Origin of the sequence: Agrobacterium sp. MS2 (assembly GCF_003261015.1) — a bacterium.
GTDB classification, from domain to species: Bacteria; Pseudomonadota; Alphaproteobacteria; order Rhizobiales; family Rhizobiaceae; genus Agrobacterium; species Agrobacterium pusense.
Genome location: NZ_QLNF01000014.1, coordinates 262,026 through 286,804, shown reverse-complemented (window position 1 = coordinate 286,804; position 24,779 = coordinate 262,026). Strand labels below are relative to the sequence as shown.

Annotated in this window: 26 protein-coding genes; 20 read left to right on the top strand and 6 right to left on the bottom strand. The window is 60.5% G+C overall.

Annotated features, from left to right (window positions below):
- The 5 genes from cobN to DOU54_RS09390 are packed head-to-tail and all read left to right on the top strand — an operon-like array spanning position 1 to position 6,854.
- A complete protein-coding gene (gene cobN / locus DOU54_RS09410; RefSeq protein ID WP_113731067.1) occupies positions 1-3,351 on the top strand; it encodes a cobaltochelatase subunit CobN in 3,351 nt (1,116 codons plus the stop codon).
- On the top strand, positions 3,351-4,703 hold the full coding sequence (cobG, locus tag DOU54_RS09405; RefSeq protein WP_113381989.1) for a precorrin-3B synthase: 1,353 nt from the start codon (positions 3,351-3,353) through the stop codon (positions 4,701-4,703). Before cobN ends, cobG begins: the two co-directional genes overlap by 1 nt.
- Positions 4,700-5,332: a precorrin-8X methylmutase gene (locus DOU54_RS09400; RefSeq protein WP_113381990.1), complete on the top strand. Its 633-nt coding sequence runs from the start codon at positions 4,700-4,702 to the stop codon at positions 5,330-5,332. Before cobG ends, DOU54_RS09400 begins: the two co-directional genes overlap by 4 nt.
- Positions 5,329-6,096, top strand: coding sequence for a precorrin-2 C(20)-methyltransferase (locus DOU54_RS09395; RefSeq protein WP_113381991.1), 768 nt, complete (start codon positions 5,329-5,331; stop codon positions 6,094-6,096). Before DOU54_RS09400 ends, DOU54_RS09395 begins: the two co-directional genes overlap by 4 nt.
- Entirely contained in the window at positions 6,093-6,854 is a 762-nt protein-coding gene (locus tag DOU54_RS09390; protein ID WP_045533471.1) for a precorrin-3B C(17)-methyltransferase, read from the top strand. The genes DOU54_RS09395 and DOU54_RS09390 overlap by 4 nt, the downstream gene beginning before the upstream one ends.
- On the opposite strand, the gene DOU54_RS09385 is transcribed toward DOU54_RS09390, so the two are convergent.
- Positions 6,821-7,603, bottom strand: a complete 783-nt coding sequence (locus tag DOU54_RS09385; RefSeq protein ID WP_037090085.1) for a cobalt-precorrin-6A reductase — start codon at positions 7,601-7,603, stop codon at positions 6,821-6,823. The two genes, DOU54_RS09390 and DOU54_RS09385, sit on opposite strands and share 34 nt — an antisense overlap.
- Between DOU54_RS09385 and cbiE the strand changes: the two genes are divergently transcribed.
- The 3 genes from cbiE to cobM are packed head-to-tail and all read left to right on the top strand — an operon-like array spanning position 7,602 to position 10,047.
- Positions 7,602-8,861, top strand: a complete 1,260-nt coding sequence (gene cbiE, locus DOU54_RS09380; protein WP_113381992.1) for a precorrin-6y C5,15-methyltransferase (decarboxylating) subunit CbiE — start codon at positions 7,602-7,604, stop codon at positions 8,859-8,861. The two genes, DOU54_RS09385 and cbiE, sit on opposite strands and share 2 nt — an antisense overlap.
- Positions 8,855-9,277: a cobalamin biosynthesis protein gene (locus tag DOU54_RS09375; protein WP_004444156.1), complete on the top strand. Its 423-nt coding sequence runs from the start codon at positions 8,855-8,857 to the stop codon at positions 9,275-9,277. Before cbiE ends, DOU54_RS09375 begins: the two co-directional genes overlap by 7 nt.
- Positions 9,274-10,047 carry a precorrin-4 C(11)-methyltransferase gene (cobM, locus tag DOU54_RS09370; protein WP_004444155.1) on the top strand — a complete coding sequence of 258 codons (774 nt, stop codon included), beginning with the start codon at positions 9,274-9,276 and terminating at the stop codon, positions 10,045-10,047. The genes DOU54_RS09375 and cobM overlap by 4 nt, the downstream gene beginning before the upstream one ends.
- On the opposite strand, the gene DOU54_RS09365 is transcribed toward cobM, so the two are convergent.
- A complete protein-coding gene (locus DOU54_RS09365) occupies positions 10,002-11,132 on the bottom strand; it encodes a cobalt-precorrin-5B (C(1))-methyltransferase (RefSeq protein ID WP_037090092.1) in 1,131 nt (376 codons plus the stop codon). The two genes, cobM and DOU54_RS09365, sit on opposite strands and share 46 nt — an antisense overlap.
- 58 nt (positions 11,133-11,190) lie before the next feature.
- Here DOU54_RS09365 and cobA point away from each other — a divergent pair, with 58 nt between their 5' ends.
- The 3 genes from cobA to DOU54_RS09350 all read left to right on the top strand — a co-directional run bounded on the left by cobA (position 11,191) and on the right by DOU54_RS09350 (position 14,739).
- Positions 11,191-11,979: a uroporphyrinogen-III C-methyltransferase gene (cobA, locus tag DOU54_RS09360; RefSeq protein ID WP_035208016.1), complete on the top strand. Its 789-nt coding sequence runs from the start codon at positions 11,191-11,193 to the stop codon at positions 11,977-11,979.
- Positions 11,976-13,292, top strand: a complete 1,317-nt coding sequence (locus DOU54_RS09355) for a cobyrinic acid a,c-diamide synthase CobB (protein WP_107340702.1) — start codon at positions 11,976-11,978, stop codon at positions 13,290-13,292. Before cobA ends, DOU54_RS09355 begins: the two co-directional genes overlap by 4 nt.
- A gap of 199 nt (positions 13,293-13,491) precedes the next feature.
- Positions 13,492-14,739, top strand: coding sequence for a cytochrome-c peroxidase (locus DOU54_RS09350; protein WP_113731065.1), 1,248 nt, complete (start codon positions 13,492-13,494; stop codon positions 14,737-14,739).
- Here DOU54_RS09350 and leuB read toward each other — a convergent pair.
- From leuB to DOU54_RS09335, 3 genes are all read right to left on the bottom strand, one after another.
- On the bottom strand, positions 14,720-15,832 hold the full coding sequence (leuB, locus tag DOU54_RS09345; RefSeq protein WP_022557015.1) for a 3-isopropylmalate dehydrogenase: 1,113 nt from the start codon (positions 15,830-15,832) through the stop codon (positions 14,720-14,722). The two genes, DOU54_RS09350 and leuB, sit on opposite strands and share 20 nt — an antisense overlap.
- A gap of 270 nt (positions 15,833-16,102) precedes the next feature.
- A complete protein-coding gene (leuD, locus tag DOU54_RS09340) occupies positions 16,103-16,708 on the bottom strand; it encodes a 3-isopropylmalate dehydratase small subunit (protein ID WP_006698323.1) in 606 nt (201 codons plus the stop codon).
- Between the two features lie 161 nt (positions 16,709-16,869).
- Entirely contained in the window at positions 16,870-17,100 is a 231-nt protein-coding gene (locus tag DOU54_RS09335) for a hypothetical protein (RefSeq protein WP_006698322.1), read from the bottom strand.
- 110 nt (positions 17,101-17,210) lie between these two features.
- Here DOU54_RS09335 and DOU54_RS09330 point away from each other — a divergent pair, with 110 nt between their 5' ends.
- Positions 17,211-18,122 carry an HpcH/HpaI aldolase/citrate lyase family protein gene (locus DOU54_RS09330; protein ID WP_113381994.1) on the top strand — a complete coding sequence of 304 codons (912 nt, stop codon included), beginning with the start codon at positions 17,211-17,213 and terminating at the stop codon, positions 18,120-18,122.
- Entirely contained in the window at positions 18,119-18,325 is a 207-nt protein-coding gene (locus DOU54_RS09325) for a DUF1737 domain-containing protein (protein WP_003505258.1), read from the top strand. The genes DOU54_RS09330 and DOU54_RS09325 overlap by 4 nt, the downstream gene beginning before the upstream one ends.
- 19 nt (positions 18,326-18,344) lie before the next feature.
- Here DOU54_RS09325 and DOU54_RS09320 read toward each other — a convergent pair whose 3' ends face one another.
- Positions 18,345-18,785 carry a metallopeptidase family protein gene (locus DOU54_RS09320; protein WP_113381995.1) on the bottom strand — a complete coding sequence of 147 codons (441 nt, stop codon included), beginning with the start codon at positions 18,783-18,785 and terminating at the stop codon, positions 18,345-18,347.
- Between the two features lie 333 nt (positions 18,786-19,118).
- On the opposite strand from DOU54_RS09320, the gene rplU reads away from it, so the two are divergent.
- The 7 genes from rplU to DOU54_RS09285 all read left to right on the top strand — a co-directional run bounded on the left by rplU (position 19,119) and on the right by DOU54_RS09285 (position 24,779).
- Positions 19,119-19,433, top strand: coding sequence for a 50S ribosomal protein L21 (gene rplU, locus DOU54_RS09315; protein WP_003492690.1), 315 nt, complete (start codon positions 19,119-19,121; stop codon positions 19,431-19,433).
- A gap of 40 nt (positions 19,434-19,473) precedes the next feature.
- The gene (gene rpmA, locus DOU54_RS09310; protein WP_004444127.1) at positions 19,474-19,743 is read left to right on the top strand and encodes a 50S ribosomal protein L27; all 270 of its coding nucleotides are present in this window, start codon (positions 19,474-19,476) and stop codon (positions 19,741-19,743) included.
- Positions 19,744-19,874: 131 nt separating this feature from the next.
- Positions 19,875-20,507: a GNAT family N-acetyltransferase gene (locus DOU54_RS09305; protein ID WP_004444125.1), complete on the top strand. Its 633-nt coding sequence runs from the start codon at positions 19,875-19,877 to the stop codon at positions 20,505-20,507.
- Complete coding sequence (locus DOU54_RS09300) at positions 20,504-21,097, top strand: GNAT family N-acetyltransferase (protein WP_004444123.1); 594 nt, start codon at positions 20,504-20,506, stop codon at positions 21,095-21,097. Before DOU54_RS09305 ends, DOU54_RS09300 begins: the two co-directional genes overlap by 4 nt.
- A gap of 169 nt (positions 21,098-21,266) precedes the next feature.
- Positions 21,267-22,334, top strand: a complete 1,068-nt coding sequence (obgE, locus tag DOU54_RS09295; RefSeq protein WP_113381996.1) for a GTPase ObgE — start codon at positions 21,267-21,269, stop codon at positions 22,332-22,334.
- On the top strand, positions 22,331-23,500 hold the full coding sequence (gene proB, locus DOU54_RS09290) for a glutamate 5-kinase (RefSeq protein WP_113381997.1): 1,170 nt from the start codon (positions 22,331-22,333) through the stop codon (positions 23,498-23,500). Before obgE ends, proB begins: the two co-directional genes overlap by 4 nt.
- On the top strand, positions 23,493-24,779 hold the full coding sequence (locus tag DOU54_RS09285; RefSeq protein ID WP_162749674.1) for a glutamate-5-semialdehyde dehydrogenase: 1,287 nt from the start codon (positions 23,493-23,495) through the stop codon (positions 24,777-24,779). Before proB ends, DOU54_RS09285 begins: the two co-directional genes overlap by 8 nt.

The following is a 24,779-nucleotide window of genomic DNA, read 5'->3' as shown; positions in this document are numbered from 1 at the left end:
ATGCATATTCTTGCCACCACATCCTCGTCTCTTGACGATCTGATCGAGCCGGTTGACCTCAACCAGCCTCGATCGGATGTGGTGATGCTGTCGTTTTCGACAAGCGATCTTGCCGGGCTTGAGCAGGCGTGGCGACAGGCGGACAGTGTGCTCCCCAGCCTGTCCGCCGCAAACCTCGCCGAGCTTCGCCATCCCATGTCGGTTGACCTGTGGATCGAAAAGACGGCGGAGCATGCCACGGTCATCCTTGTCCGAATCCTCGGTGGAGCGGAACGCTGGCGTTATGGAGTTGATCAGCTTTCCAGCATGGCGCGCCGACGTGGCATAAAGCTTCTGCTTCTGCCCGGCGAATGCAGTGAAAGGGACGAAAAGCTCGAAGCGGCGTCGACCGTGGACACGCACATCCTGGCATCCGTCCTTTCCTTTTTCCGCGAAGGCGGAAGAGAGAATATGGGTCGCCTTGCCGGTGGCCTCGCCGCTCTGGCAAGAGATGACGCATGGCCGATGATAGAAGCTGAGCCATTGCCGAAAGCCGGCTTTTATCGGCCGGGGTTGGGGGTGTTAGGGCAAATGGAGGCCTGCTCTGGCTTCCCGGCTGCCGCGCCCGTTCTGCCTATTGTCTTTTATCGCTCCATGTTGCTGGCTGCGGATGCAGCGCCGGTGGATGCGCTCTTTCACGCGCTTTGCGAGCGCGGTTTCTCCCCGGTGCCGATTTTTGTCAGCGGCCTGAAGGATGGCGACGCCCTTCGCTTTCTCGAAAAGGCGCTGAGAGATATTCAGCCCGCTGCCATCCTTGCTGCGACGGCCTTTGCGAGTCAGAGCGATGCCGATGGCCATACGCTGTTCGATCGGCTTGGCGTTCCCGTTTTCCAGGTCGCAATGGCGACGACCCGCCGCGACGGCTGGGCGGCGAATGCGCGTGGACTAAACCCGTCCGATCTTGCCATGCATATTGTGCTGCCTGAACTGGATGGCCGGATTTTCGCAGGCGTGATTTCCTTCAAGCAGCCTCGGACCGATGGCGGTATCAGTCTCGTAAACATGCCGGAGGCGGATCGTGTCGAACAGGTGGCAAGCCGCATCGCGGCCTTCCTGCGTCTGAAAAATACCTCGCCGGAGGAGCGGCGCATTGTCGTTCTGATGCCGGATTATCCGGGTGCAGCCCCGGGGCGAACCGGTTATGCCGTTGGTCTGGATGTGCCGCAAAGCGTGCTCGAAATGCTGCGAGATCTTGCTGATGCCGGCTATTGCGTCGAAGATATTCCTGAAACAGCAAGGGCGCTGCTCGATCGCCTTGAGCAGCAGGAAGCGACGATCGACCTTGCGGACTATCGAGGTTTTCTTTCGGGTTTGCCTGATGATGCCGCGGCCTCCTTGAGTGCGACATGGGGAGCTGCGGAAAGTGATGAAGCTTTTGCCGATGGCGGGTTTCGTTTTCGCGTCGCGCGTTTCGGCCAGGTCTTCGTGGCGCTTGCGCCGGACAGGGGGCGCAATGAGGACCGCCGGGTTGACTATCACGATCCCGCCCTGCCTCCGCGCCACGCGCTTGTTGCCTTCGGCGCATGGATGCAGCGCGTGGCATCCGCCCATGCCATCGTGCATGTGGGCGCGCACGGTACGCTGGAATGGCTGCCGGGCAAGACAGTGGCGCTTTCCCGCAAGTGCTTTCCGGAAATTGTCACTGGTCCGCTGCCGGTGATTTATCCGTTTATCGTTTCCAATCCCGGTGAGGCGGCGGTGGCGAAACGGCGTATTGCAGCCGTCACCATCGGCCATATTCCGCCGGTGCTGGTTAATGCCGGGCTTTCGCCGGAACAACTGGCGCTTGAACAGCTGGTCGACGAATATGCGCAGGCCGATGGGCTCGATCGGCGCCGGCGCGACAGGCTGGCGAAGCTGATCATTGAAAAAGCGCAGGAAACCGGGCTTGCAACCGAGGCCGGCGTGAATACGAAAGACGATGCCGACGCCGCCCTCTCACGCATCGACGCCTTTCTCTGTGATCTCAAGGATTTTGCGATCAAGGACGGCCAACACATTTTCGGCCGCTGCGCCCAAGGTGAGGCTGATCCTCTGAGACTTCAAAGCGCCCGGGCCGAGAAGGCGGCCTTGCTTGCCGCACTCGATGGCCGGCACGTTGCTCCCGGTCCTTCCGGCGCACCGGCACGGGGCCGGATCGATGTCCTTCCCACGGGCCGCAATCTTTATGCAGCGGATCCGCGCACGATGCCGACGCCCACCGCTTTTGAACTAGGGCGCATGGCCGGCGAAGAGGTGCTCCGTCATCATCTGCAGAGCCACGGGGATTGGCCGAAACATCTGGTGTTCGATCTCTGGGGAAGTGCCAGTCTTCGCAACGGCGGCGAGGATGTGGCGCAGGCGCTGCACCTGATGGGAGCGCGGCCGATTTACGACGCCGGCACCGGCCGCGTTACCGGCATCGAGGTGCTGCCGCCGGCCAGCCTCGGCCGTCCACGCGTTGATGTGACGTTCCGCATTTCCGGCCTGTTTCGGGATATGTTTCCTGCGCTGATCGCGCTTCTCGATGCTGCCGCCAAGGCCGTGGCGCGGCGTGAAGAAGCGCCGGGCGACAATCCGCTTGCGGAAGAGGCGGCTCTGCTCGGTCATATACCACCGCGGATTTTCGGCTCTGCGCCCGGCACCTATGGTGCTGGTATTGAGGAGAAGCTCGCCAGCGGCAAATGGGACGAACGCGAGGAACTGGGTAAAGCCTACTTAGATTCGGCAAGTTACGCATTCGGAGGTGCGGACGGGCTGGAGATTTTCGAGGATGCCGGATTTGCGCAGGCGGTGCGCCGGGCTGATCTTCTGGTTCACACCGGCGATGATCCCGGCCGCGATCTTCTGGACGGTTCTTCCGATGTCGCTTTCATTGGCGGCTTTTCCGCTGCCAAGGCTGCACTTGGAGGCGTTGCCGATATCGTGGCGCTGGATACGACCGATCCGGCGCGCCCACGGGCAAGATCGATGACACAGGCCCTGACGCGGGTGGTGCGGGCCCGTGCCGTCAATCCGCGCTTCATCGAAGGCCAGATGCGACACGGCCCACGCGGTGCGGCGGAGTTTGCCGAGACGGTGGACCGGCTGGTCGGCTTTGCCGAAACCACCAATGCGGTGTCGTCATCGTTGATTGAAGCCCTTTACGATGCCTATTTCGGCAATGAAGCGGTGCGCGATTTCATCCTGCGCGAAAACCCGAAGGCAGCGCGGGTGATGGCGGAACGTTTCTTGTCCGCCCGCCGCCGCGGCCTGTGGCACAGTCGCCGAAACGCGGTGGATGCGGAGCTTGAAATGCTGCTTTTGCCCCGTCCGGAAAGGGTCGGCGCGTGATGACGGCCTTATTCAATCCCGTTCAGCCAGTCAGCCGCCGCGGCGCATGCCCGGCTCTCTCTGCACCCATGCCCACCGGCGATGGTCTCCTGTCACGGATCGCATTCGAAGAGGATATCACGCCCCTTGAGATGAAGAGGCTTTGCGATCTTTCGGATTTCCATGGCAATGGCTTGATGGACATTACCGCCCGGGGCAGCCTGCAATTTCGCGGTCTGTCGCCCGAGAGCGCGCGCTTTCTGGAAAAAGAGGTTCTGGCGCTTGGTCTACCGCTTCGCGATGGGCTGGCGGTTGAGGTGTCGCCCTTATCCGGTCGTGACGAGACGGAAATTGCCGATGGCCGTTCTCTTGCAGACGAGATTCGCCGGGAGGCAAAAGCGCTGGGGCTTGCTGAAAAACTCGCCGTCAAAATGTCTGTGGTGATCGACGGTGGCGGATATGTCTCCATGGGAGATTTGCTCGCTGACATCCGCCTGAAAGCACAGCGTCTGGAAGGGCAGGTCTTCTGGCGCCTGTTTGTGGGCGGTCCGGAAAGCAGCTCGGTGGATGCGGGGCTGGTTGGCGCCGGCGCCGCAGCTGGTGTCGTCCTTGAATTGCTTGCGCTTCTGGCAAAAAAAGGTCCGCTCGCCCGCGGTCGCGATCTGGACCGGAAGATGATTGAAGCGATCTGCGGTGATCATCTGGTGGATCTGGCCGGAAGCGAGGCATCCCCGTCCTTCGTGCCTTTGGGTTTGATGGCCGCAGGCGGGGCCGGTTTTGCTGCAGGCGTCGCGCCTGCCTTCAGTCAGATCAAAGCCGCTGATATAGCGCGTCTCTGCGAAGCGGCCGCCGTGCTCGGTATTCAGTCTCTTCGGCCAGCGATAAATCATAGCCTGCTGTTTTTCGGTTCCCAGCGCGCGTGCGGCGCACTACTTGCAAGTGCCGGAACATCGGGTTTCGTCACGGCTGCCGGCGACGGGCGATCTTCCATAGCAGTCTGTCCCGGCGCTCCCGGTTGCGCGTCGGCCTTTTATCCTACTCACGAACTGGCTTCCTTTGCGGCAGGCGCTTGCGCCCCGCTGCTCGACGGTTCCGTGACCCTGCATATTTCCGGATGCGGCAAAGGCTGCGCCCACCCTGCGCCGTCGCTTCTGACCTTTTCAGGTTCTGATAATGGCATGGCTTTTTCGATTTTTGGCCGCGCCGGCGGTTCTCCGGACGGCATTTTACCCTTTGCACAACAAAGAGCGGCGCTTTCGCGGCTTGCCCGTCTTTATGAAAAAGAACATAAGCCCGGGGAAAACGCCGCTGGCCTGTTTGCCCGTCTGGGCAGGCAGGCAATTGTCGCGGCGCTTCGACAGGATGACCGATGACCGACTATGACTATATTCGCGATGGCAATGCGATCTATGAGCGCTCCTTCGCCATAATACGCGAGGAAGCGGATTTATCCGCTTTTGCCGAGGATCAGGCGGACATCGCCATTCGCATGATTCATGCCTGCGGGCTGGTTGAGGCCGCCGCCCATTTCCGTTTCTCCCCGGATTTTGTCTCTGCCGCGCGTGGCGCACTCCTTGCGGGCAAGCCCATCCTTTGCGATGCGGAAATGGTCGCCCATGGTGTGACGCGCGCGCGCCTGCCAGCCGCCAATGCGGTCATCTGCACACTTCGTGATGCGCGCACGCCCGACATTGCGAGGTCCATCGGCAATACACGTTCGGCCGCCGCGCTTGATCTCTGGGCGGAGCACATGGACGGTGCTCTGGTGGCGATCGGCAACGCGCCAACAGCCCTGTTCTATCTTCTGGAGATGCTCGAAAAGGGCGCGCCTCGCCCCGCCGCCATCATCGGCATGCCGGTCGGTTTCGTCGGCGCAGCGGAATCGAAGGATGCGTTGGAAGTCAGTACGCTCGGCATTCCCTACGCCATCGTCAAGGGACGCATGGGCGGCTCGGCCATGACGGCTGCCGCCGTCAACGCGGTTGCGAGGGCGGGCCTGTGAGCGCGGCTCTTTTTGAACATCGTAAGGGGAAACTCGTCGGCGTCGGCACCGGTCCCGGCGATCCTGAACTGCTGACGCTGAAAGCGGTGCGCGCCATCGAGGCAGCCGACGTTCTGGCTTTCTTCTGCAAAAAGGGCAGCAGCGGCAACGGCCGTGGTATCGTCGAGGCCTTTATCCGTCCGGGCACGCTTGAAATGCCGTTGGTTTACCCCGTCACGGTTGAAAGCGACAAGAACGGTGAGGAATATCGCGATGCGATCGCCCTATTTTTCGATCAGTCGGCGAAGGACATTGCAGCACATCTCGAAGCCGGCAGGAATGTTGCCGTGCTCTCGGAAGGCGATCCGCTGTTCTATGGCTCCTATATGCATCTGCACCTGCGGCTTGCGCCGTCCTATCACGCGGAAGTCGTAGCCGGCATCACCGCCATGTCCGGCTGCTGGTCCATGGCTGGACTGCCGCTGGTGCAGGGAGACGATATTCTGAGCGTGCTTCCTGGAACGCTTGCAGAAGATGTTCTTTCTGACCGTCTTTCCGGCACGGACGGGGCGGTCATCATGAAAGTCGGGCGCAACCTGCCCAAAATCCGCCGTGCACTGGAAAAGGCCGGCAAGCTCGAACAGGCGCTTTATGTCGAGCGCGGCACCATGGCCAACAGCCATGCAGTGCGGCTCATCGAGCGGGATGCTTCGCCTGCACCCTACTTTTCGCTGGTTCTTGTACCTGGCTGGAAAACGAGGCCCGGCCCGGGTGAAGCACCATGACCGGCAAGCTCGTCGTCGTCGGACTGGGACCCGGTAATGCTGCACAGATGACGCCGGAGGCGCTCGCCGCTGTCGCGGCATCCGACGATTTTTTCGGCTATATTCCTTATCTCGACCGGCTGTCGCTTGGTCCCCATCAGCGCCGTCATGCCTCCGACAATCGCGAGGAGATCTCCCGCGCTGAACAGGCCCTTCGGCTTGCGGCCGAAGGCGGCAGGGTCTGCGTGGTTTCCGGTGGTGATCCCGGTGTTTTCGCCATGGCGGCGGCCATCTGCGAGGCAATCGAAAATGGTCCATCCGAATGGCGCGACATCGATGTTTCCGTCGTGCCCGGCGTGACGGCGATGCTGGCGGTGGCGGCAAGAGCTGGTGCGCCGCTCGGGCATGATTTTTGCGCCATTTCACTGTCGGACAATCTCAAACCCTGGGGAATCATCGAGAAACGACTGATCGCAGCGGCGCAGGCGGGTTTCGTGATGGCCTTCTATAATCCTGTCAGCAAGGCGCGGCCGCATCAGCTCGGCACGGCGTTTGACCTGCTGCGGGTGCATCTGCCCGGATCGGTGCCGGTGATCTTCGGCAGGGCGGCAGGCCGCCTGGATGAGCGCATACGGGTCGTGCCGCTATCGGAGGCGTCGAGCGACATGGCAGACATGGCGACCTGTGTCATTGTCGGTTCGGAAGAAACGCGTTTGATCGAACGTCCCGGAAAAGAACCGATCGTTTATTCGCCTCGTTTTTCGAAAAGAGAAAACTGATGGTGGATGGCGGTGAGCGCAGTCGCTATATCCGGCACCGTTACGCTTGTGGCGGCCGTGTCGTGCGACTGCCTCGGCCGCTCGATCATGATAACCGGCAGATGGAGTTGTCTGGCCGCTTCGATCTTGCCGTAACTTGCTGCGCCACCCGAGTTCTTCGATATCACGACCTCAATGCGGTTTTCTTCCAGCATACGGATTTCGTCCTCCGTTGCGAAAGGACCGCGTGCAGTGATGTAACGCGCATCCGGCAACTTCAGCGGCGGTTCCACGGGATCGACGCTGCGGATGAGATAGTTGTGCTGGGGCGCGGCCTCAAAAGGAAGAAGCTCCTGTCGACCGAGCGCCAGAAAAACGCATCTGCCTTGGCCGCCAAGCGCGACGACCGCCTGATCGATGCTCTCGACACTTTGCCAGTTATCGCCCGGCTGACGCTGCCAGGCGGGACGCGAAAGCCTGATGAGCGGAACGCCGGCGCGCTTCGACGCCTCCACGGCATTGGCGGAAATTCTGGCGGCATAGGGATGGGTCGCATCCACCAGAATATCGAAATTCCCGGCGCGGATGAAATCCGCCAGCCCCGCCGCACCGCCGAAGCCGCCACTGCGCATGGGTACGGGCTGTTCCACCGGGGAGATCGTGCGGCCCGCCATGGAGAGCAGGACGCGATAGGTGGAATCTTCGCCCAGCCGGCCGGCCAGGAGGCGGGCATCGGTCGTGCCGCCAAGAATGAGTATGGAGCGTGTCATGACCTCTGAATATTCCGGAAGGGGCAAGGCTTCCACCGAAAAGGAAGCAACGCGCTGGCTTTCCATCGTCGGCATCGGCGAGGACGGGCTTGACGGGCTCGGTAAAAATGCGCTGCGGGCAATTGAGGCCGCTGAAGTTGTCTTTGGCGGCAAACGTCATCTGGACCTGGCCGCTGCGGCCATTCAGGGCGAAGCACGGGCCTGGCCCGTGCCATTCGACGTGGAGATGAGGGACGTTCTGGCGCTGCGCGGCAGGAGGGTTTGCGTGCTGGCATCCGGTGATCCATTCTTCTATGGTGTGGGCGTCACGCTTCTGAGAAGCGTCCCTGTCCAGGAGGCTGTCTCGTATCCTTCGCCTTCGGCCTTTTCTCTCGCGGCTTCCCGGCTCGGCTGGCCGCTGCAATCGGTCGAGTGCGTTTCACTGCACGGCCGACCCATCGACCTTTTGCGGCCGCATCTCCATCCCGGCACCCGCATCATAGCGCTGACGTCGGACGAGCGTGACCCGGTTTTGATCGCAAAATTGCTGTCTGCCTGCGGTTTCGGCCGGTCGGAATTCACTCTGCTCGAGGCTTTGGGAGGAGAGCGGGAAAGATCGCGCTGCGTCCCGGCAAGCGATTTCGCCGTTGAGGACGTCAATGCGCTGAATGTCGTGGCAATTGACGTTGTTGCGGATCAAGGCGCACGTGTCCTGCCCTTTGCGCACGGACTCGACGATGGCCTGTTCGAACATGACGGTCAGATCACCAAACGCGAAATCCGGGCTGTGACCCTGTCCTCGCTGGCGCCACGCCGCGGCGAACTGCTGTGGGATATCGGTGCGGGTTCCGGTTCGATCGGCATTGAATGGATGCTGTCGCACCCTTCGCTCCGCGCCATTGCCATAGAGCAGCACCCGGCAAGGGCGGAACGCATAACGTTTAATGCCGACGTCTGCGGTGTTCCCGGGCTTGAGGTCATGATCGGTTCCGCTCCCGACGCTTTTGAAGGGTTACCCCGTCCGGACGCAATCTTCATTGGCGGCGGCGGCAGTGAGGCGGGTGTATTCGATGGGGCCGTGGAGGCATTGAAATCCGGGGGGCGTCTGGTCGCCAATGCCGTGACGTTGGAAATGGAGGCAGTTCTGCTGGCCGCGCATGCGAGACTCGGCGGTTCGATTGTAAGGCTGGATGTGTCGCGGGCGGCTGCTGTCGGTTCAATGTCGGGGTGGCGTCCGGCCATGCCGGTGACCCAGTGGAGCTGGGTGAAGCCATGGTGATCGTGGCTGGCATAGGCTGCCGCAAGGGAGCAACGGCGGGGATGATCATCGCTGCCTTGCGGGCTGCCGAGCAGGATTTTGGCGTCAAGGCCGACCGCCTGGCAACTGCGCCACTTAAATCGCGGGAAGCCGGCCTTGCGGAAGCGGCGAAAACTCTTTCCCTGTCGCTCGAAATCGTCGCGCAGCATCGGCTTGACGCCGTTATCTCGAAAACGCTGACGTTTTCACGCGCAAGTTTCGAGCGGTCCGGTTTGCCGAGCGTGAGCGAAACCGCGGCGCTTGCGGCAGCGGGAGAGAATGCAAGACTGGTCGCGCCGCGGCTCGTACACGGCGATGTGACGGTGGCCATCGCAACCGCTGACGGTGCCGCCCCAGAGGATGGCGGCTGCGCGATCGAACATGGAGAACACGAATGACGGTTCATTTCATCGGTGCCGGTCCGGGCGCCGCCGATCTCATTACGGTGCGCGGGCGCGATCTTATCGCGGCGTGCCCGGTCTGCCTTTATGCCGGCTCGCTGGTTCCGAAGGCGCTGATCGACTATTGCCCGCCGGGCGCGCGTATTGTCGATACGGCCGCACTTTCGCTGGATGAGATCGAGGCGGAATTCATCGCGGCAGCAAGGGAAGGCAAGGACGTTGCACGGTTGCACTCCGGCGACCTTTCCGTCTGGAGCGCAATGGGCGAACAGATCCGCCGGCTGGAGCAGCTGGGGCTCGATTACAGCGTGACGCCCGGGGTTCCTTCCTTCGCCGCCGCCGCCGCCGCCTTGCAACGCGAACTGACGGTGCCGGAAGTGGCGCAGAGCCTTGTGCTGACGCGGATTTCCGGGCGTGCATCGAAGATGCCTGATGGTGAGACGCTGCAGGCTTTCGGTGCGACGGGCGCGACGCTTGCCATCCATCTTGCCATTCATGCCATCGGCAGGGTCGTGGAAGAATTGACGCCGCTTTATGGTTCCGATTGCCCCGTCGCCATTGTCGTGCGGGCGTCCTGGCCGGATGAGCGGGTCATTCGCGGTAGCCTGTTCGATATCGAAGGCAAGCTTGCGGCCGAGCCTGTCGAGCGCACGGCGCTGATCTTTGTCGGCCGTGGTTTGGCCTCGACGGATTTTCGTGAAAGCGCACTCTACAGTGCAGACTATGTACGCCGCTTCCGGTCTCCAAAGGAGGATGCGGCGGGCTGATGCGACGGGGTGGAGGCGGTGCGTCCCTTCAACGCGCCCTGACGATCGAAAACAAGGATATCCAGTGCTATGGCCGGCGTCCTCAGCGCCGCCGCCGCGGTCACCCAGGCTTTTTCCGCAACGATCGCGCCAAGATCGATAGCGTTGCGATCGGCCAGCTGGAAAGCATGGGCGACGGTGTTGGCGCTGCGAATGGCGTCAGCGAGTTCCCCATCGCCACCTGCCTCCCCTGCCAGCGCCGCCAGCGCATCGAGATCGGCAAGACCTTTTTTGGAGTGCACGTCGAGCATCCCCTGGGCGAGCTTCGTCATCTTGGCGACGCCACCAGCAATCGTTACCCGTTCGACCGGGTGGCTGCGCAGATATTTCAACATGCCGCCGATGAAATCCCCCATGTCGATCAACGCGGTCTCGGGCAGTTCATACAGCGCCTGTCCCGCTTTTTCAGAGGTGTTCCCGGTAGCGCCGAGCACATGAGTGCAGCCGGTCGCACGCGCCACGTCAATGCCTCGCCAGATGGAGTGGATCCAGGCCGAGCAGGAAAAAGGGATAACGACGCCCGTGGTGCCGAGAATGGAGATACCCCCGAGAATGCCGAGTCTGCCGTTGAGGGTTTTTTCCGCAAGTTTCTCGCCGTCTCGAACGGAAATTTCAACTTCGAAATCAGTCTCCGCACCAGCCACCTCGTGAATGGCGGTTTCGATCATCTTGCGTGGCACGGGATTGATGGCGGGTTCTCCTGGCGGCAGGGGCAGTCCGGGCCGCGTGACGGTGCCGACGCCCGTGCCGGCCTTGAAGGTGATACCGCTTCCCGGCTGACCGCGCCGCACCGTGCTTTCGATCAGTGCGCCGTGGGTAACATCAGGGTCATCGCCCGCATCCTTGATGACACCTGCGCGGGCGAAGTTTTCACCCTTTTCCTCGGTCGCGAGGGAAAATGCGGGCCTCGCGCCGCTTGGAAGTTCGACCTCGACAGGGTAAGGAAACTCGCCGGTCAGAAGGGCGGCGCAGGCCGCCTTCGTGGCGGCTGCCGCGCAGGTGCCCGTGGTCCAGCCGCGGCGAAGGGTCTTTCCATCCGTTTCCATATGAATTCCTATAGCCGGGACGGCTTTTTCCGTCATCGTTAAAAAGCAGCCGAGAAGAATGTCGATACCGCAGATTTTGAACAGTATTGCCGCAAAAAGTCCGGCCTTCGAAGCGGGGCACGTCTGGCTCGCGGGCGCAGGGCCGGGCGATGTGCGTTATCTGACGCTCGAAGTGGCGCTGGCACTCTCCCAGGCCGAGATCATCGTGCGTGATGCGCTGGTGAGTGACGATGTCGTGGCGCTCGGTCCCCAGGCAGAGATCGTCTTTGCCGGCAAGCGCGGTGGCAAGCCCTCTGCGACGCAGGACGATATTACCGCCTCGCTGATCGATTTCGCCCGGCAGGGAAAAAAGGTGCTGCGGCTGAAGGGCGGCGATCCCTTCATTTTTGGCCGTGGCGGCGAAGAAGCGGAGGCGCTGGTCCGTGCCGGCGTTCCGTTTCGCATATTGCCGGGCATGACATCTTCGCTGGCTGCGCTGGCTTCTGCGCGTATTCCAGCCACGATGCGTGGGATCAGTCGCGCCGTGACGCTCGCCACCGGTCATGCGGCTGGCACGGAGGAGGACCTGGACTGGCTGGCGCTGGCAAAAACACAGGAGCCCATCGTCGTTTATATGGGTCTGAAGAATATCGGCGCGATCGCAAAGCTTCTGATGCAGGGCGGACGTGCGGCAACGACGCCGGTCGCTGTCATCATGTCGGCGACAACTGAACAAGAGCGCATCTTTATTAGCAAGCTGGAAAGTATAGCTGGCGATGCAATGCGGGAAAATTTCGAAGCGCCGGCCTTGATCGTCATCGGAGAGATTGTGTCGATGCGCGAGCGGCTGGGAGTTTCGCAGGCATGACGGCGCGGGCGATCATCATCGGCGCAGCGCGCTCGGGATCCGGCAAGACCAGCGTGACTATCGGCCTGCTGCGGGCTTTCGCCAGACGCGGCATCAAGGTACGCGGCATCAAGACGGGACCCGATTACATAGACCCGGGTTTCCATGCCTTCGCCACCGGCTCATCAGGTCTTAATCTGGATAGCTGGGCAATGAGGCCAGAGCTGCTGCGGCACCTGTTTTCACAGCACACGCAGGATGCCGATCTCATTCTGATCGAGAGCGCGATGGGCCTGTTCGACGGCATTCCGGTGGCGGAAAACCGTACCGGTTCGGCTGCGGATCTGGCACGGCTATTCGGCATTCCCGTGTTGCTGGTCCTCGATGTGTCCGGTCAGTCGCAGACCGCCGCCGCCGTTGCTCACGGTTTTGCCCATTACGATCCCGCCGTAACCATGGCGGCGGTGGTGCTGAACCGGGCCGGCAGCGAAAGGCACAGGCTCCTGTGTACGGAAGCCATCGAAAAAATCGGATTGCCGGTTGCCGGATGCGTGCTGCGCGATCCCTCCCTCATCCTCCCGGAACGTCACCTGGGTCTCGTGCAGGCGAGCGAACATCCGGAAATCGATGCACATATCGAAAGGCTCGCGGACGCGATGGAAAAATCCATCGATCTCGATGCCGTGTTGTCACTTGCTGCACCGGTCGAGCTGCCTCCGGGTTCCAAAGCAGCAGCCATCGCGCCGCCCGGCCAGCGCATTGCGCTGGCGGAAGATGCAGCTTTCACCTTCCTTTACCCGCATCTCAAGAAGCACTGGCATGCATCCGGCGCCGAAATCGTGCCTTTTTCTCCGCTCGCCGATGAGGCTCCGGATGGGAGCTGTGATATCTGCTGGCTGCCCGGCGGGTATCCCGAGCTTTTTGCCGGAAAACTCGCGAATGCCGCTGTTTTCAAGGCCGGCATTACCCGCTTTGCCGCGACAAAGCCCGTGCATGGCGAGTGTGGCGGTTACATGGTGATGGGGGCGGCGCTGGAGGATGCCGATGGGGTGACCCATGCCATGACAGGTCTGTTGTCGCATGCCACCAGCTTTGCCACGCGCAAGATGAATCTCGGCTACCGGCAGGCAACAATTGCGGTGAATGGTCCGCTCGGATCAGCAGGGGAAGTTCTGCGCGGCCATGAATTCCATTATGCGCGGGTCATCGACCCCGGCCAAGACGCGCCTTTTGCTGAGATAGCCGACGGGCAGGGTCGCCCGCTCGGGCCATCGGGCGGCAGGCGAGGCCTCGTTTCGGGCACGTTTTTCCACGCCATTGCCCGGGGCGTTTGATCCCGGTGCGGCAAAGTGGAGCAAGCTGTGAAAGTTTGTAGGCTCCGACCGTTAGAAAGTGTTATAGGGTCCTCTCAGAGGGCATGGAAAGACGGAAATACTTCCGGCGCTCCATGTTCCGTGAAGTCCGGGCCGGAAGCCGTTCTGTCTGCCGCGGCCCGGATCTGCTATCGCGCATTTATCTCGAGCGTGCCTACCGATGATGAAACCCGGATTTTTTCTCTCCGCTGCTCTGGCTGCATCCGTTCTGCTCGCTCCTTTCGGTGTCGGGTTCGATGGCGTGGCTGCTCATGGCGGCGAAGATTATGCGACGCTGGAAAAGCTCGGTGCGGCGCTCTTTGACGATCCCAATCTTTCCATGAACCGGACGATGGCCTGTTCCACCTGCCATATGCAGGCGGCCGGTTTTTCCGATGGACGGGAAAACGATAAGGTTGGGCGCGATGTTTCGCTCGGCGATGACGGTTTCTCACTGGGCGACCGCAACGCGCCGACCGCGGCCTACGCCCGGTTCTCACCGCCTTTCGGCAGGAATGCGGCGGGAGAGTATGTGGGTGGCCAGTTCTGGGACGGCCGCGCCTCGCTGCTGGAGGATCAGGCAGGTGGACCGCCGCTCAACCCCGTCGAAATGGGTATGCCGGACAAGCCCTCGGTCGTGAAGCGACTCAAGGAGAATCCGGATTATGTCGCGGCGTTCGGTGCGCAGTTCGGCAAGGATGTTTTTGAGAACGACGACACCGCCTATGCCGCAATGACGAAGGCGCTGGCGAGCTTTGAGCGATCGGACGAGTTCTCGACCTTCGATTCCAGATATGACCGCTTCCTGCGTGGCGAGGAAAAGCTGACTGATCAGGAAGAGCTGGGGCGGGTTCTTATCTCCTCGACGCAATTCACCAATTGCAATACCTGCCACGAAATCCGGGGCGCCAAGGGTCTGGAAGACGGCCTCTTCACCAACCACAAATATTTCAACATCGGTGTGCCCGCCAATACACCTGTCCGGGCCGTAAATGGCTCGAAGCCGGACGCAGTCGATCTCGGTCTTGCGCAGAATCCGATCGTCGCCGGTGATCCGGCCGAGCGCGGCAAATTCAAGGTGCCGACGCTGCGCAACGTCGCCGTGACCGGCCCTTACATGCACAATGGCGTGTTCAAGGATCTGCGCACGGTCGTGCTGTTTTACGTGAAATATAAGAGCAAGAAGCCGAGCCGTCAGATCAATCCTGAAACCGGCAGGGCCTGGGACGCGCCTGAGGTGCCTGAGAATATCGCCATGGCGGAACTGACATCAGCGCCGGCGCTGGACGACAAGCGGGTCGACGCCATTGTCGCGTTTCTGAAGACACTGACCGACAGGCGCTACGAGCATCTTCTTACGAAGGAAAACGGGCAGACGGCTATGCCGCCTGCCCAGCCTGTATCAAGCCTTACGCCGAAAGCGCCTTGAATTCGGCAAGAACCGCATCACCCATTTCGGACGTGCCGACCTGGCGGCTGCCTTCTGCCATGATGTCGGCGGTGCGGATGCCCTTGTCGAGCACGTTTGCAATTGCTGTCTCGAGTTTCGTTGCCTCATCCACCATGTTGAACGAGTAGCGAAGGCACATGGCGAAGGACGCGATCATGGCGATGGGGTTAGCGATGCCCTTGCCGGCAATGTCAGGCGCCGAGCCGTGGACCGGCTCGTACATCGCCTTGCGTTTGCCGGTCTTGGCGTCCGGTGCGCCAAGCGAGGCAGAAGGCAGCATGCCAAGCGAGCCAGTGAGCATGGCGGCGACGTCGGAAAGCATGTCGCCGAAGAGATTGTCGGTGACGATAACGTCGAACTGCTTGGGTTTGCGCACCAGCTGCATGCCGCCGGCATCCGCCAGCATATGCTCCAGCTGAACATCCCTGTACTTTGCGGCATGGGTTTCGGTGACCACCTGGTTCCACAGCACGCCCGACTTCATTACGTTGCGCTTTTCCATCGAGCAGACGCGGTTGTCGCGGGTGCGGGCCAGCTCGAAAGCGACACTGGCGATACGCTCGATCTCGAAGGTGTCATAGATCTGGGTGTCGATACCGCGCTTCTGGCCGTTGCCGAGGTCGATGATCTGCTTTGGTTCACCGAAATAAACGCCGCCCGTCAGCTCGCGAACGATGAGGATATCGAGACCTTCGACAAGTTCCGGCTTCAGGGAGGAAGCGGCGGCGAGTGCCGGGTAGCAGATGGCGGGGCGCAGATTGGCGAAAAGTTCAAGATCCTTGCGCAGGCGAAGAAGGCCGGCTTCCGGGCGATGCTCATAGGGAACGCCATCCCATTTCGGGCCGCCGACGGCGCCGAACAGGATAGCATCGGCAGCGAGCGCCTTTTCCATGTCCGCATCGGAAATCGCAACGCCATGGGCGTCATAGGCGGAACCCCCGACCAAGCCTTCGGAGACTGTGAAACCGGCGCCTTTAGCGCTGTTCATATAGTCGATCAGCTTGCGGACTTCGGCCATGGCCTCAGGGCCGATACCATCACCGGGCAGAAGGAAAAGCGAACGAACTGTCATAGGAACCCTCCTTGGGCGGCGCGCCGGAAAACATCCAGAAGGGTTTTCGATGGCGGCGAGCGCGGCGTCAAACTCGTTCCGTCCTGCATCTGCAAAGTCTTATTGCAGCCGGACGGGATCGTGGGCTTCTTATCTTTGCCTCAGGGGCTTTTCAAGCAAAGCAAAAGCCGATCCGGTACGGTTTTGTACGGGATCGGCTTTTTAGTCTTTCACCTTGACGCATTTTCCTGACGGGCCCGCTTGTGCGAATGCACGACGTAGAAAGTGGGATCAGGCCCAGGGCCGCGCGGAGGCGTTGGTCTTTTCGAAGGTATCGATTGCGCCGCGATGTTCCAGCGTCAGGCCAATGTCGTCGAGGCCGTTCAGCATGCAGTGACGCTTGAACTCATCGATCTCAAAACTGATCGTACCGCCGTCGGGACCGCTGATCTCCTGACGTTCAAGATCGATGGAAAGAACGGCGTTTGATCCGCGCGATGCGTCGTCCAGCAGCTTTTCCAGGTTCTCCGGGCTGACGACAACCGGAAGAATGCCGTTCTTGAAACAGTTATTGTAAAAAATATCCGCAAAGCTGGTGGAGATCACGCAGCGGATGCCAAAATCGAGCAGCGCCCAGGGTGCGTGTTCGCGCGATGAGCCGCAGCCGAAATTATCGCCGGCGACGAGGATCTGGGCGTTCTGGTAGGCGGGCTTGTTCAGCACGAAATCGGGATTGGGCGAACCGTCTTCGAGATACCGGGATTCAGCAAAAAGGCCCTTGCCAAGACCGGTGCGTTTGATGGTCTTCAGATAATCTTTCGGAATGATCATATCGGTGTCGATATTGACGACCGGCATGGGCGCGGCAACGCCTGTCAGCTTGGTGAATTTTTCCATCTGTCGCTTCCCGTGTTTCCCTGAACAAAATCTGGCGCTGGCTAAAGCCGGCCGGAGTTAACTGGGGAAATACTGCAAAAAGGGTCGCTTTAGAAGCGCAAACCCGCATTCATCGGTACGCCTTGCGCGCACCGCCGGTGCTTTTTCCGAATTCATCGACCTCAGAGATCGATAATCGTACCCTTGCCGTCGTTCCAGACGCGCATGTCGCGCTGGCTGCGGGGCTTCACAGGGATCGGAGCCGGCTTCAGACGCGCGGACAGGAGGCGGGCTGCGCTAAGAACCGCGAGCACGCCAATGAAAGCGACCGTAAGCGACGCCGTGAAAAGAGCGGCCATGGCCAGAATTGCAATGCCGGATGCGGCGATGAAAAACGAACGTATGCCTTGCATGATCCAAACCTTTCTTTCCAGACGAATGTGGGCCTTCTTCTTCCGGCTTGCAAGAGGATTCAGTGGATTGTCGGCTTGCAGATGTCACAAAAGCTTGACACAAGTGCGGCATGGTCAGTTTTTCCGAAAATATTCCTGTCCAACCGCGCCGTTCGCTGCTGTCCGTCCCCGCGATCAACGTCCGGGCACTGGAGAAAATTCGCGATCTCGATTGTGACGGGGTGATCCTCGATCTGGAAGATTCGGTAGCGCCCGACATGAAGGGCAAGGCGCGGGAGAATCTGAAAACCTTGTTTTCGGAAGCCCCTTTTTTCGGCGGCGAGACCATTATTCGCATCAATCCCCTCTCCACGTCTGAGGGGAGGGCGGATCTGCAGCTTGTTCTTTCCTGTCGGCCGAACGCAGTCTTGCTGCCGAAGGTGGAACAGCCGGCGGATATCAATGACGTGGCTGATCTTCTGGCCGAAGCAGATGCGCCCGAAGCCCTGAAAATCTGGGCGATGATCGAGACGCCGCTCGGTGTCCTGAACGCCGCCTCGATTGCAGACGCGGCCCACACGCCGGATGCACGGCTGGCGGCTTTTGTCATCGGACTGAACGACCTCCGCAAGGAAACGCGCGTTCCAGCGCTGACAGACCGCATGTATCTCGTACCCTGGATGATGCAGGTTGTGCTTGCCGCCCGTGCGTACCGTCTGGAAGTCATCGACAGCGTTTCAAACGACTTTCGTGACATCGAGGCCTTCGAAGCTGAATGCGAACAGGGGCGCGCCATGGGGTTCGATGGCAAGATGTTGATCCATCCTGCTCAGATCGAGCCGGCTAACCGGCGTTTCGCCCCGGACGAGACTGCGGTCGCGGAAGCGCGTGAGATCATTGCGGCTTTCGCAAAACCGGAATATGCGAAATTGAATGTCATCAACATGAATGGTCGGATGATAGAACGGCTGCATGTAAACCAGGCCGAAAGGCTGGTCGCCATGGCCGATATCATCGCACAAAGAAAGGCAAATAAGACGTGAAGGTCTATCGTTTCATCACCGGACCGGACGACGCGAAATTCTGTCACCGGGTTACCGAGGCGCTGAACAAAGGCTGGGAACTCGCCGGTTCGCCAAGCTATGCCTTTAATGCGGCAAGTGGCGTCATGCATTGCGGCCAGGCCGTGACCAAGGTGGTCGAGGGCAAGGAATACCATCCCGACATGAAGCTCGGCGAGCAGTAAGCAGTAATGGCCGCCCCGATCAGCGACCGGCGGCGGCCTCGTCGGCGCTTTCTTCGATCCGCTCCATGTCGTCATCAGACAGGCCGAAATGATGGCCAATCTCGTGGATGAGGACATGAGTGATGATATCACCCAGTGTTTCCTCGTTCTCGGCCCAGTAGTCTAAAATGGGACGTCGATAAAGCGTGATACGGTTTACCATCTCGCCCGTTTCCATGGTGAAACGTTCGGAGATGCCCCGGCCCTCGAAAAGCCCCAGGAGATCGAAAGGGGTTTCGAGCGCCATGTCTTCGAAGACATCGTCGGTCGGGAAATCGGCGATCTCGATGATGAGATCTTTCGTCAGTGCGCGAAATTCTTCCGGCAGGTGGCCATAGGCCTCGATCGCAAGCGATTCGAAGGCGGAAAGTGTCGGCGCATGGCGGTCCCGCCAATCGTCGGTCTGGTCTATGCGGGCCATTTCTGCTCCTTGTTGGAAGGCCCATATAAACACTTGCTGGGCAAATTTCGAGACCTGACTGCCGCGCCTGCCGAAAAAGCATGAAATTCTTGGCGTTACAGTTACTTTTCAAGCCGTCTTCATCTTGACATAAACCGGCGTCTCGCGTAATCGGCACCCAAATTGATGGCGTAGTGCGCCTTCTTTTAAATACCGCCCTCAAAAAGGCGGCTTCACCGGCAGACATTCAAAGGGACATCCTGTCCCGACGGGTTTCTACCAAATTCCGACTGATAAAAAGACGGCCAGCTTGCTTAGGCGGGCAGAGCCGGAACGAACATGAAAGGATAAAAAATGTTCGCAGTCATCAAGACCGGCGGTAAGCAGTACCGCGTAGCGGCCGACGCCGTGCTGACCATCGAAAAGCTGGAAGCAGAGGCAGGCGCAACTGTAGAATTCACCGAAGTTCTCGTTGTTGGCGAAGGTGCCGACGCCAAGTTCGGTGCTCCCTTCGTCAAGGGTGCCATCGTCAAGGCGGAAGTTGTCGAGCACAACCGCGGCAAGAAGGTCATCGCCTTCAAGAAGCGTCGTCGTCAGAACTCCAAGCGTTCGCGCGGCCATCGTCAGCATCACACTGTCGTCCGCATCACGGACATCGTTGCTGCCTGATCGGCGCGACACGGGAAACAAGGTTTAAAGGAGAACTCCAATGGCACACAAAAAAGCTGGCGGTTCCTCGCGTAACGGTCGCGATTCCGAATCCAAGCGCCTTGGCGTAAAGAAGTTCGGCGGCGAAGCTGTCATTCCAGGCAACATTATTCTGCGTCAGCGCGGCACGCAGTGGCATCCCGGCGCCAATGTTGGCATGGGCAAGGACCACACGATTTTCGCACTGACCGCAGGTAACGTGAACTTCCGTACGAAGGCCAATGGCCGCGTATTCGTATCCGTGGCACCGAAAGCGGAAGCCGCAGAATAAGCCGGTAAGCGTCATATGCAGCCGGTGTCCCATCGACCCGGCTGAGGCGTATCAGGTTCAGTCAAGAAAACAGGGGAGATGGGGCACCACCCAACTCCCCTTTTTCTTTAACCTCATGGAGGGACTGAACCATGCAAGCTGAATTGTTGAGGGTTGACCAATCACGGTCACCCGAGGAACGGCCGAGGCCCGATCGGTCGAGGAGCGATTGCCCCGTTTTACTGTCGCAGAGGCTGGTTTTGCGCAAGCCTCACGAAGAAGACATCGACGCCCTTGCCCATCTTGCCAACAATGCCAATATCGCGACCATGGTATCGCGTATGCCGCACCCCTACACGGCCAAAGACGCCGCGGATTTTGTGCGACGCTCCAAAGCTGGCGAGATTGGCAAGTGCGTCTATGCGATTACCCGCATGGACAATGGCGAGTTTCTGGGCTGCTGCGCGCTCGAACCCCAGGAAGACGAAAAGACGCTGGAGATCGGGTACTGGCTGGGGGAACCCTACTGGAACCGGGGATACATGACCGAAGCGGCGCATGCGCTGATCGACATGGCCTTTCGTACGCGTGAGATCGACCAGATCGATGCCCGTTGCCGGGTCACCAACATCCCGTCGCGCCGTGTCATCCAGAAGTGCGGTTTCCAGTTCCAGGGCTCCGGCATGGTCGGTTCGCTGGCGCTCGGTGGCATGGTGCCGGTCGAATGGTACAGGCTGGACCGCAAGACCTGGGTTTCGCTGAAGAGCTGGGGGGACATGGGATGAGCACGCTCGAACTGAGCCGCCGCCGGGCGGCCCCTGCGATAGCGCCGCCAGGCCCCTGCCCCGTCATCGAGACATCGCGTCTGGTGCTGCGCCCGCAGCGCCTTTCCGATGCCGGCAGCATTGCGGAATCGCTTGGCGATTTTGCGGTAACGAAAATGCTGGCCCGCGTTCCCGCGCCTTACCACAAGCAGGATGCGCTGGAGTGGCTGGTGTTGCGCACCTCCGGCACCCTGCCTGACTGGGATTTCGCCATCACCAGCGGTGACGACACGCTGATTGGCGTCGTCTCGGTGGAATTGCGGCATGGCGAGTGGCATTTGGGCTACTGGCTCAACCGCTTCTACTGGGGCAAGGGCTACATGACCGAGGCGGTGGCCGCCGTCGTCGAGCGGTTCTTTCGCCGCATGCCGGGAGTGACCCTTCACTCCGGCGTGTTTGCGGATAACCCCGCCTCGCTGCGTGTGCAGGAGAAGCTCGGCTTCCGGGTGACCGGTTGTCACCAGATCTACGCCACGGCGCGTGCCGCCATGGTGGCGCATATCGACACGATGGTCACGGCTGAAGATTTCATTAAGCCGCATCGCATTTGAGGAGCATTACAGGGCCGGTTTGATCCAGACCGGCCTTGTCTCGCGCATGAGCTTCCCGCACGATAGTCTTTGACCTTGTGAAGAAGCGCTTGTATTCGAAACGACGATATTTTTGTTTGGCGCAGCACGATTGGTTGTTGTGCCCGCAAACCGACAGAACGGCAGTCCGATGAAATTTCTCGATGAAGCAAAAGTCTATATCAAGTCCGGTGATGGCGGCGCTGGTGCCGTGTCGTTCCGGCGTGAAAAATTCATCGAATTCGGCGGCCCCGATGGTGGCGATGGCGGACGCGGCGGCGACGTCTGGGTTGAGGTGGTCAACGGTCTCAACACGCTGATCGACTTCCGTTTCCAGCAGCATTTCAAGGCCTCGATCGGCCAGCACGGCATGGGCAAGACCCGCACCGGCGCCAAGGGTTCCGACGTGGTGCTGCGGGTGCCTGTTGGCACGCAGATTTTTGAGGAAGACAACGAGACGCTGATCGTCGACCTCACCAAGGAGGGCCAGCGCTTTCGCCTGGCCACGGGCGGCAATGGCGGTTTCGGCAATGCCTATTTCAAGTCATCCACCAATCAGGCGCCCACCCACGCCAATCCGGGTCTTCCGGGTGAAGAAAAGACGGTCTGGCTTCGTTTGAAGCTGATTGCAGACGCTGGTCTCGTTGGCCTGCCTAATGCGGGCAAGTCTACATTCCTTGCAACCGTGACGCGTGCGCGACCAAAGATTGCCAACTATCCGTTCACGACGCTGCATCCGAACCTTGGTGTCGCGACCATCGATGGCCGTGAATTCGTGCTGGCGGATATTCCCGGGTTGATTGAAGGCGCGCATGAGGGGGTCGGCATCGGTGACCGTTTCCTCGGCCATGTCGAGCGCACCCGCGTGCTTCTGCATCTCGTTTCCGCGCAGGAAGAGAAGGTCGGCAAGGCCTACAAGACCGTCAAAGCTGAACTCGATGCCTATGGTGGCGGACTGACAGACAAGCCGGAAATCGTCGCGCTGTCACAGATCGACGTGCTGGATGAAAAGGAACTGAAAAAGAAGGCCAAGGAACTGGAAAAGGCCTGCGGCCGTCCGCCGCTTCTTCTGTCCGCTGCCGCGCATATCGGCATGACGGAAGCCCTTCGCGCCCTTCGCGACATCATCGTGTCGGCAAGCAATGGCGGCGAAACCGCCCTTCCCGATCGGTCCATGCCGCATGAGAGCGAGGTCGAGGAAGAGGACGACCGCCTATGAGCCTGACGCGCAAGCCGCTGGGCAGCCACCACCAGATCGTCATCAAGATCGGATCGGCGCTTCTGGTGGACCGCAAAAGCGGCCTGAAGAAAGACTGGTTGGATGCCATCTGCGAGGACATCGCGGCGCTGAAGAAAAACGGTGCGGATGTTCAGGTGGTGTCTTCGGGCGCTATCGCTCTTGGCCGCACCGTGCTCGGCCTGCCTTCGGGCGCGTTGAAGCTGGAGGAAAGCCAGGCGGCGGCGGCTGTCGGCCAGATTGCGCTGGCGCGGGCATGGTCGGAGAGCCTGTCGCGGCATGACATTGTTGCCGGCCAGATTTTGCTGACGCTCTCCGACACGGAAGAGCGTCGCCGTTATCTCAATGCGCGCGCCACCATCAACCAGCTTCTGAAGATCGGCGCTATTCCGATCATCAATGAAAACGACACGGTTGCGACTACCGAAATTCGTTATGGCGATAATGATCGCCTCGCTGCGCGAGTGGCGACCATGACGGGCGCCGATTTGCTGGTTCTGCTGTCGGATATTGACGGCTTGTACACAGCTCCGCCGCATCTCGATCCGGACGCCAAATTCCTTGACACGATTGCGGACATCACCCCCGAAATCGAAGCCATGGCGGGCGGCGCAGCTTCCGAGCTTTCGCGCGGCGGCATGCGCACCAAGATCGATGCGGGCAAGATTGCCACCGCTGCCGGCTGTGGCATGATCATCGCGTCAGGCAAGACGCTCAATCCGCTCAAGGCCATCGAAAACGGTGCGCGCTCCTCATGGTTCGCGCCATCCGGAACCCCGGTGACGGCACGCAAGACCTGGATTGCCGGGCAGTTGCAGCCCGCTGGCGAAATCCATGTGGATGCCGGCGCGGAAAAGGCCCTTTATGCCGGTAAAAGCCTGCTTCCCGCTGGCGTGCGGCAGGTCAAGGGCAATTTCGGGCGCGGCGATGCCGTTGCCATCATCGGCTCGGAAGGCCGTGAGGTCGCGCGCGGTCTCGCGGGTTACGATGCGGAAGAGGCACGTCTCATCGTCGGCCACAAGTCCAATGAGATTGAAGCGATCCTTGGTTATGTCGGACGGGCGGCGATGATCCATCGCGACGACCTCGTCATGACCGGGGCCGCCGTGAAAGTTAAGAGTGCAGAGAAGGATGAGGTCCATGCCTGAACAGGCCGTGAAGCAGAGCCATGATATTGACGCGCTGATGATGACCATCGGCGCTCAGGCGAAAGCTGCTTCACGACCGTTGTCCATCGCTGGCGCGGACCAGAAGAACCGTGCGCTGCTTGCCATGGCCTCCGCCATTGAGGCCTCGAAAGAGGCGATCCTTGCTGCTAACCGCAAAGATCTAGCCGCGGCGGATCAGGCTGGTCTTGCGCCCTCCTTCATTGACAGGCTGACGCTCAATGATGACCGGATTGCCGGTATCGCTGAAGGCATTCGTTCCGTCGCGGCGCTGCCCGATCCGGTCGGTGAAGTCATCGCCGCATGGGACAGGCCCAATGGCCTGAAGATCGAGCGCGTGCGCACGCCGCTTGGCGTTATCGGTGTGATTTACGAAAGCCGCCCGAACGTGACGGCGGATGCCGGCGCGCTATGTCTCAAGGCGGGTAATGCCGTGATCCTGCGCGGCGGCTCGGATTCGCAACATTCATCGCGTGCTATCCATGCCTGCCTCGTGGAAGGTCTGAAGATCGCGGGTCTTCCCGAGCATGCCATTCAACTAGTACCGGTGACCGACCGCGCCGCCGTCGGCGCGCTTCTCAGCGGCCTGAATGGCACGGTTGACGTTATCGTGCCGCGCGGCGGCAAGAGCCTCGTGGCCCGGGTACAGTCGGAGGCCCGCGTGCCGGTTTTCGCGCATCTTGAGGGGATTTGCCACATCTACGTCGATAAATCCGCTGATCTCGACATGGCGAAACGCATCGTTGTCAACGCCAAAATGCGCCGTACCGGCATTTGCGGGGCGGCCGAAACGCTGCTGGTGGATGCTGCTGCCGTTTCCACGCATTTGGAGCCGCTCGTCAAGGCTCTGATGGAGGTTGGTTGTGAAGTGCGCGGTTCGCAGGCCGTACGCGAAGTGATGGCGGGTCTCGCGCCGGCAACGGAAGAGGACTGGCGCACCGAATATCTCGATGCAATCATTTCGGTCGCCGTGGTGGATGGCATTTCCGGTGCGATCGAACATATCGGCACCTACTCTTCCAACCATACCGAGGCCGTTATCGCCGAGGATGCCGAGGTGGTGGCGCGATTCTTCAACGAACTTGATTCAGCCATTCTGCTGCACAATGCCTCGACCCAATTTGCCGATGGCGGTGAATTCGGCATGGGCGCTGAAATCGGCATCGCCACCGGCAAGATGCATGCGCGAGGCCCCGTCGGCGTCGAGCAGCTTACCTCGTTCAAATACCGTGTGCATGGCACCGGCCAGACACGGACCTGA

What these genes read in the sequence shown, in the direction of transcription:
- cobN (WP_113731067.1), top strand. Translation starts at nt 1, where the DNA reads ATGCATATTCTTGCCACCACATCCTCGTCTCTTGACGATCTGATCGAG.
- cobG (WP_113381989.1), top strand. Translation starts at nt 3,351, where the DNA reads ATGACGGCCTTATTCAATCCCGTTCAGCCAGTCAGCCGCCGCGGCGCA.
- DOU54_RS09400 (WP_113381990.1), top strand. Translation starts at nt 4,700, where the DNA reads ATGACCGACTATGACTATATTCGCGATGGCAATGCGATCTATGAGCGC.
- DOU54_RS09390 (WP_045533471.1), top strand. Translation starts at nt 6,093, where the DNA reads ATGACCGGCAAGCTCGTCGTCGTCGGACTGGGACCCGGTAATGCTGCA.
- cbiE (WP_113381992.1), top strand. Translation starts at nt 7,602, where the DNA reads ATGACCTCTGAATATTCCGGAAGGGGCAAGGCTTCCACCGAAAAGGAA.
- DOU54_RS09385 (WP_037090085.1), bottom strand. Translation starts at nt 7,603, where the DNA reads ATGACACGCTCCATACTCATTCTTGGCGGCACGACCGATGCCCGCCTC.
- DOU54_RS09375 (WP_004444156.1), top strand. Translation starts at nt 8,855, where the DNA reads ATGGTGATCGTGGCTGGCATAGGCTGCCGCAAGGGAGCAACGGCGGGG.
- cobM (WP_004444155.1), top strand. Translation starts at nt 9,274, where the DNA reads ATGACGGTTCATTTCATCGGTGCCGGTCCGGGCGCCGCCGATCTCATT.
- DOU54_RS09365 (WP_037090092.1), bottom strand. Translation starts at nt 11,132, where the DNA reads ATGGAAACGGATGGAAAGACCCTTCGCCGCGGCTGGACCACGGGCACC.
- cobA (WP_035208016.1), top strand. Translation starts at nt 11,191, where the DNA reads ATGTCGATACCGCAGATTTTGAACAGTATTGCCGCAAAAAGTCCGGCC.
- DOU54_RS09355 (WP_107340702.1), top strand. Translation starts at nt 11,976, where the DNA reads ATGACGGCGCGGGCGATCATCATCGGCGCAGCGCGCTCGGGATCCGGC.
- DOU54_RS09350 (WP_113731065.1), top strand. Translation starts at nt 13,492, where the DNA reads ATGATGAAACCCGGATTTTTTCTCTCCGCTGCTCTGGCTGCATCCGTT.
- leuB (WP_022557015.1), bottom strand. Translation starts at nt 15,832, where the DNA reads ATGACAGTTCGTTCGCTTTTCCTTCTGCCCGGTGATGGTATCGGCCCT.
- leuD (WP_006698323.1), bottom strand. Translation starts at nt 16,708, where the DNA reads ATGGAAAAATTCACCAAGCTGACAGGCGTTGCCGCGCCCATGCCGGTC.
- DOU54_RS09335 (WP_006698322.1), bottom strand. Translation starts at nt 17,100, where the DNA reads ATGCAAGGCATACGTTCGTTTTTCATCGCCGCATCCGGCATTGCAATT.
- DOU54_RS09330 (WP_113381994.1), top strand. Translation starts at nt 17,211, where the DNA reads ATGGTCAGTTTTTCCGAAAATATTCCTGTCCAACCGCGCCGTTCGCTG.
- DOU54_RS09320 (WP_113381995.1), bottom strand. Translation starts at nt 18,785, where the DNA reads ATGGCCCGCATAGACCAGACCGACGATTGGCGGGACCGCCATGCGCCG.
- rplU (WP_003492690.1), top strand. Translation starts at nt 19,119, where the DNA reads ATGTTCGCAGTCATCAAGACCGGCGGTAAGCAGTACCGCGTAGCGGCC.
- rpmA (WP_004444127.1), top strand. Translation starts at nt 19,474, where the DNA reads ATGGCACACAAAAAAGCTGGCGGTTCCTCGCGTAACGGTCGCGATTCC.
- DOU54_RS09305 (WP_004444125.1), top strand. Translation starts at nt 19,875, where the DNA reads ATGCAAGCTGAATTGTTGAGGGTTGACCAATCACGGTCACCCGAGGAA.
- DOU54_RS09300 (WP_004444123.1), top strand. Translation starts at nt 20,504, where the DNA reads ATGAGCACGCTCGAACTGAGCCGCCGCCGGGCGGCCCCTGCGATAGCG.
- obgE (WP_113381996.1), top strand. Translation starts at nt 21,267, where the DNA reads ATGAAATTTCTCGATGAAGCAAAAGTCTATATCAAGTCCGGTGATGGC.
- proB (WP_113381997.1), top strand. Translation starts at nt 22,331, where the DNA reads ATGAGCCTGACGCGCAAGCCGCTGGGCAGCCACCACCAGATCGTCATC.
- DOU54_RS09285 (WP_162749674.1), top strand. Translation starts at nt 23,493, where the DNA reads ATGCCTGAACAGGCCGTGAAGCAGAGCCATGATATTGACGCGCTGATG.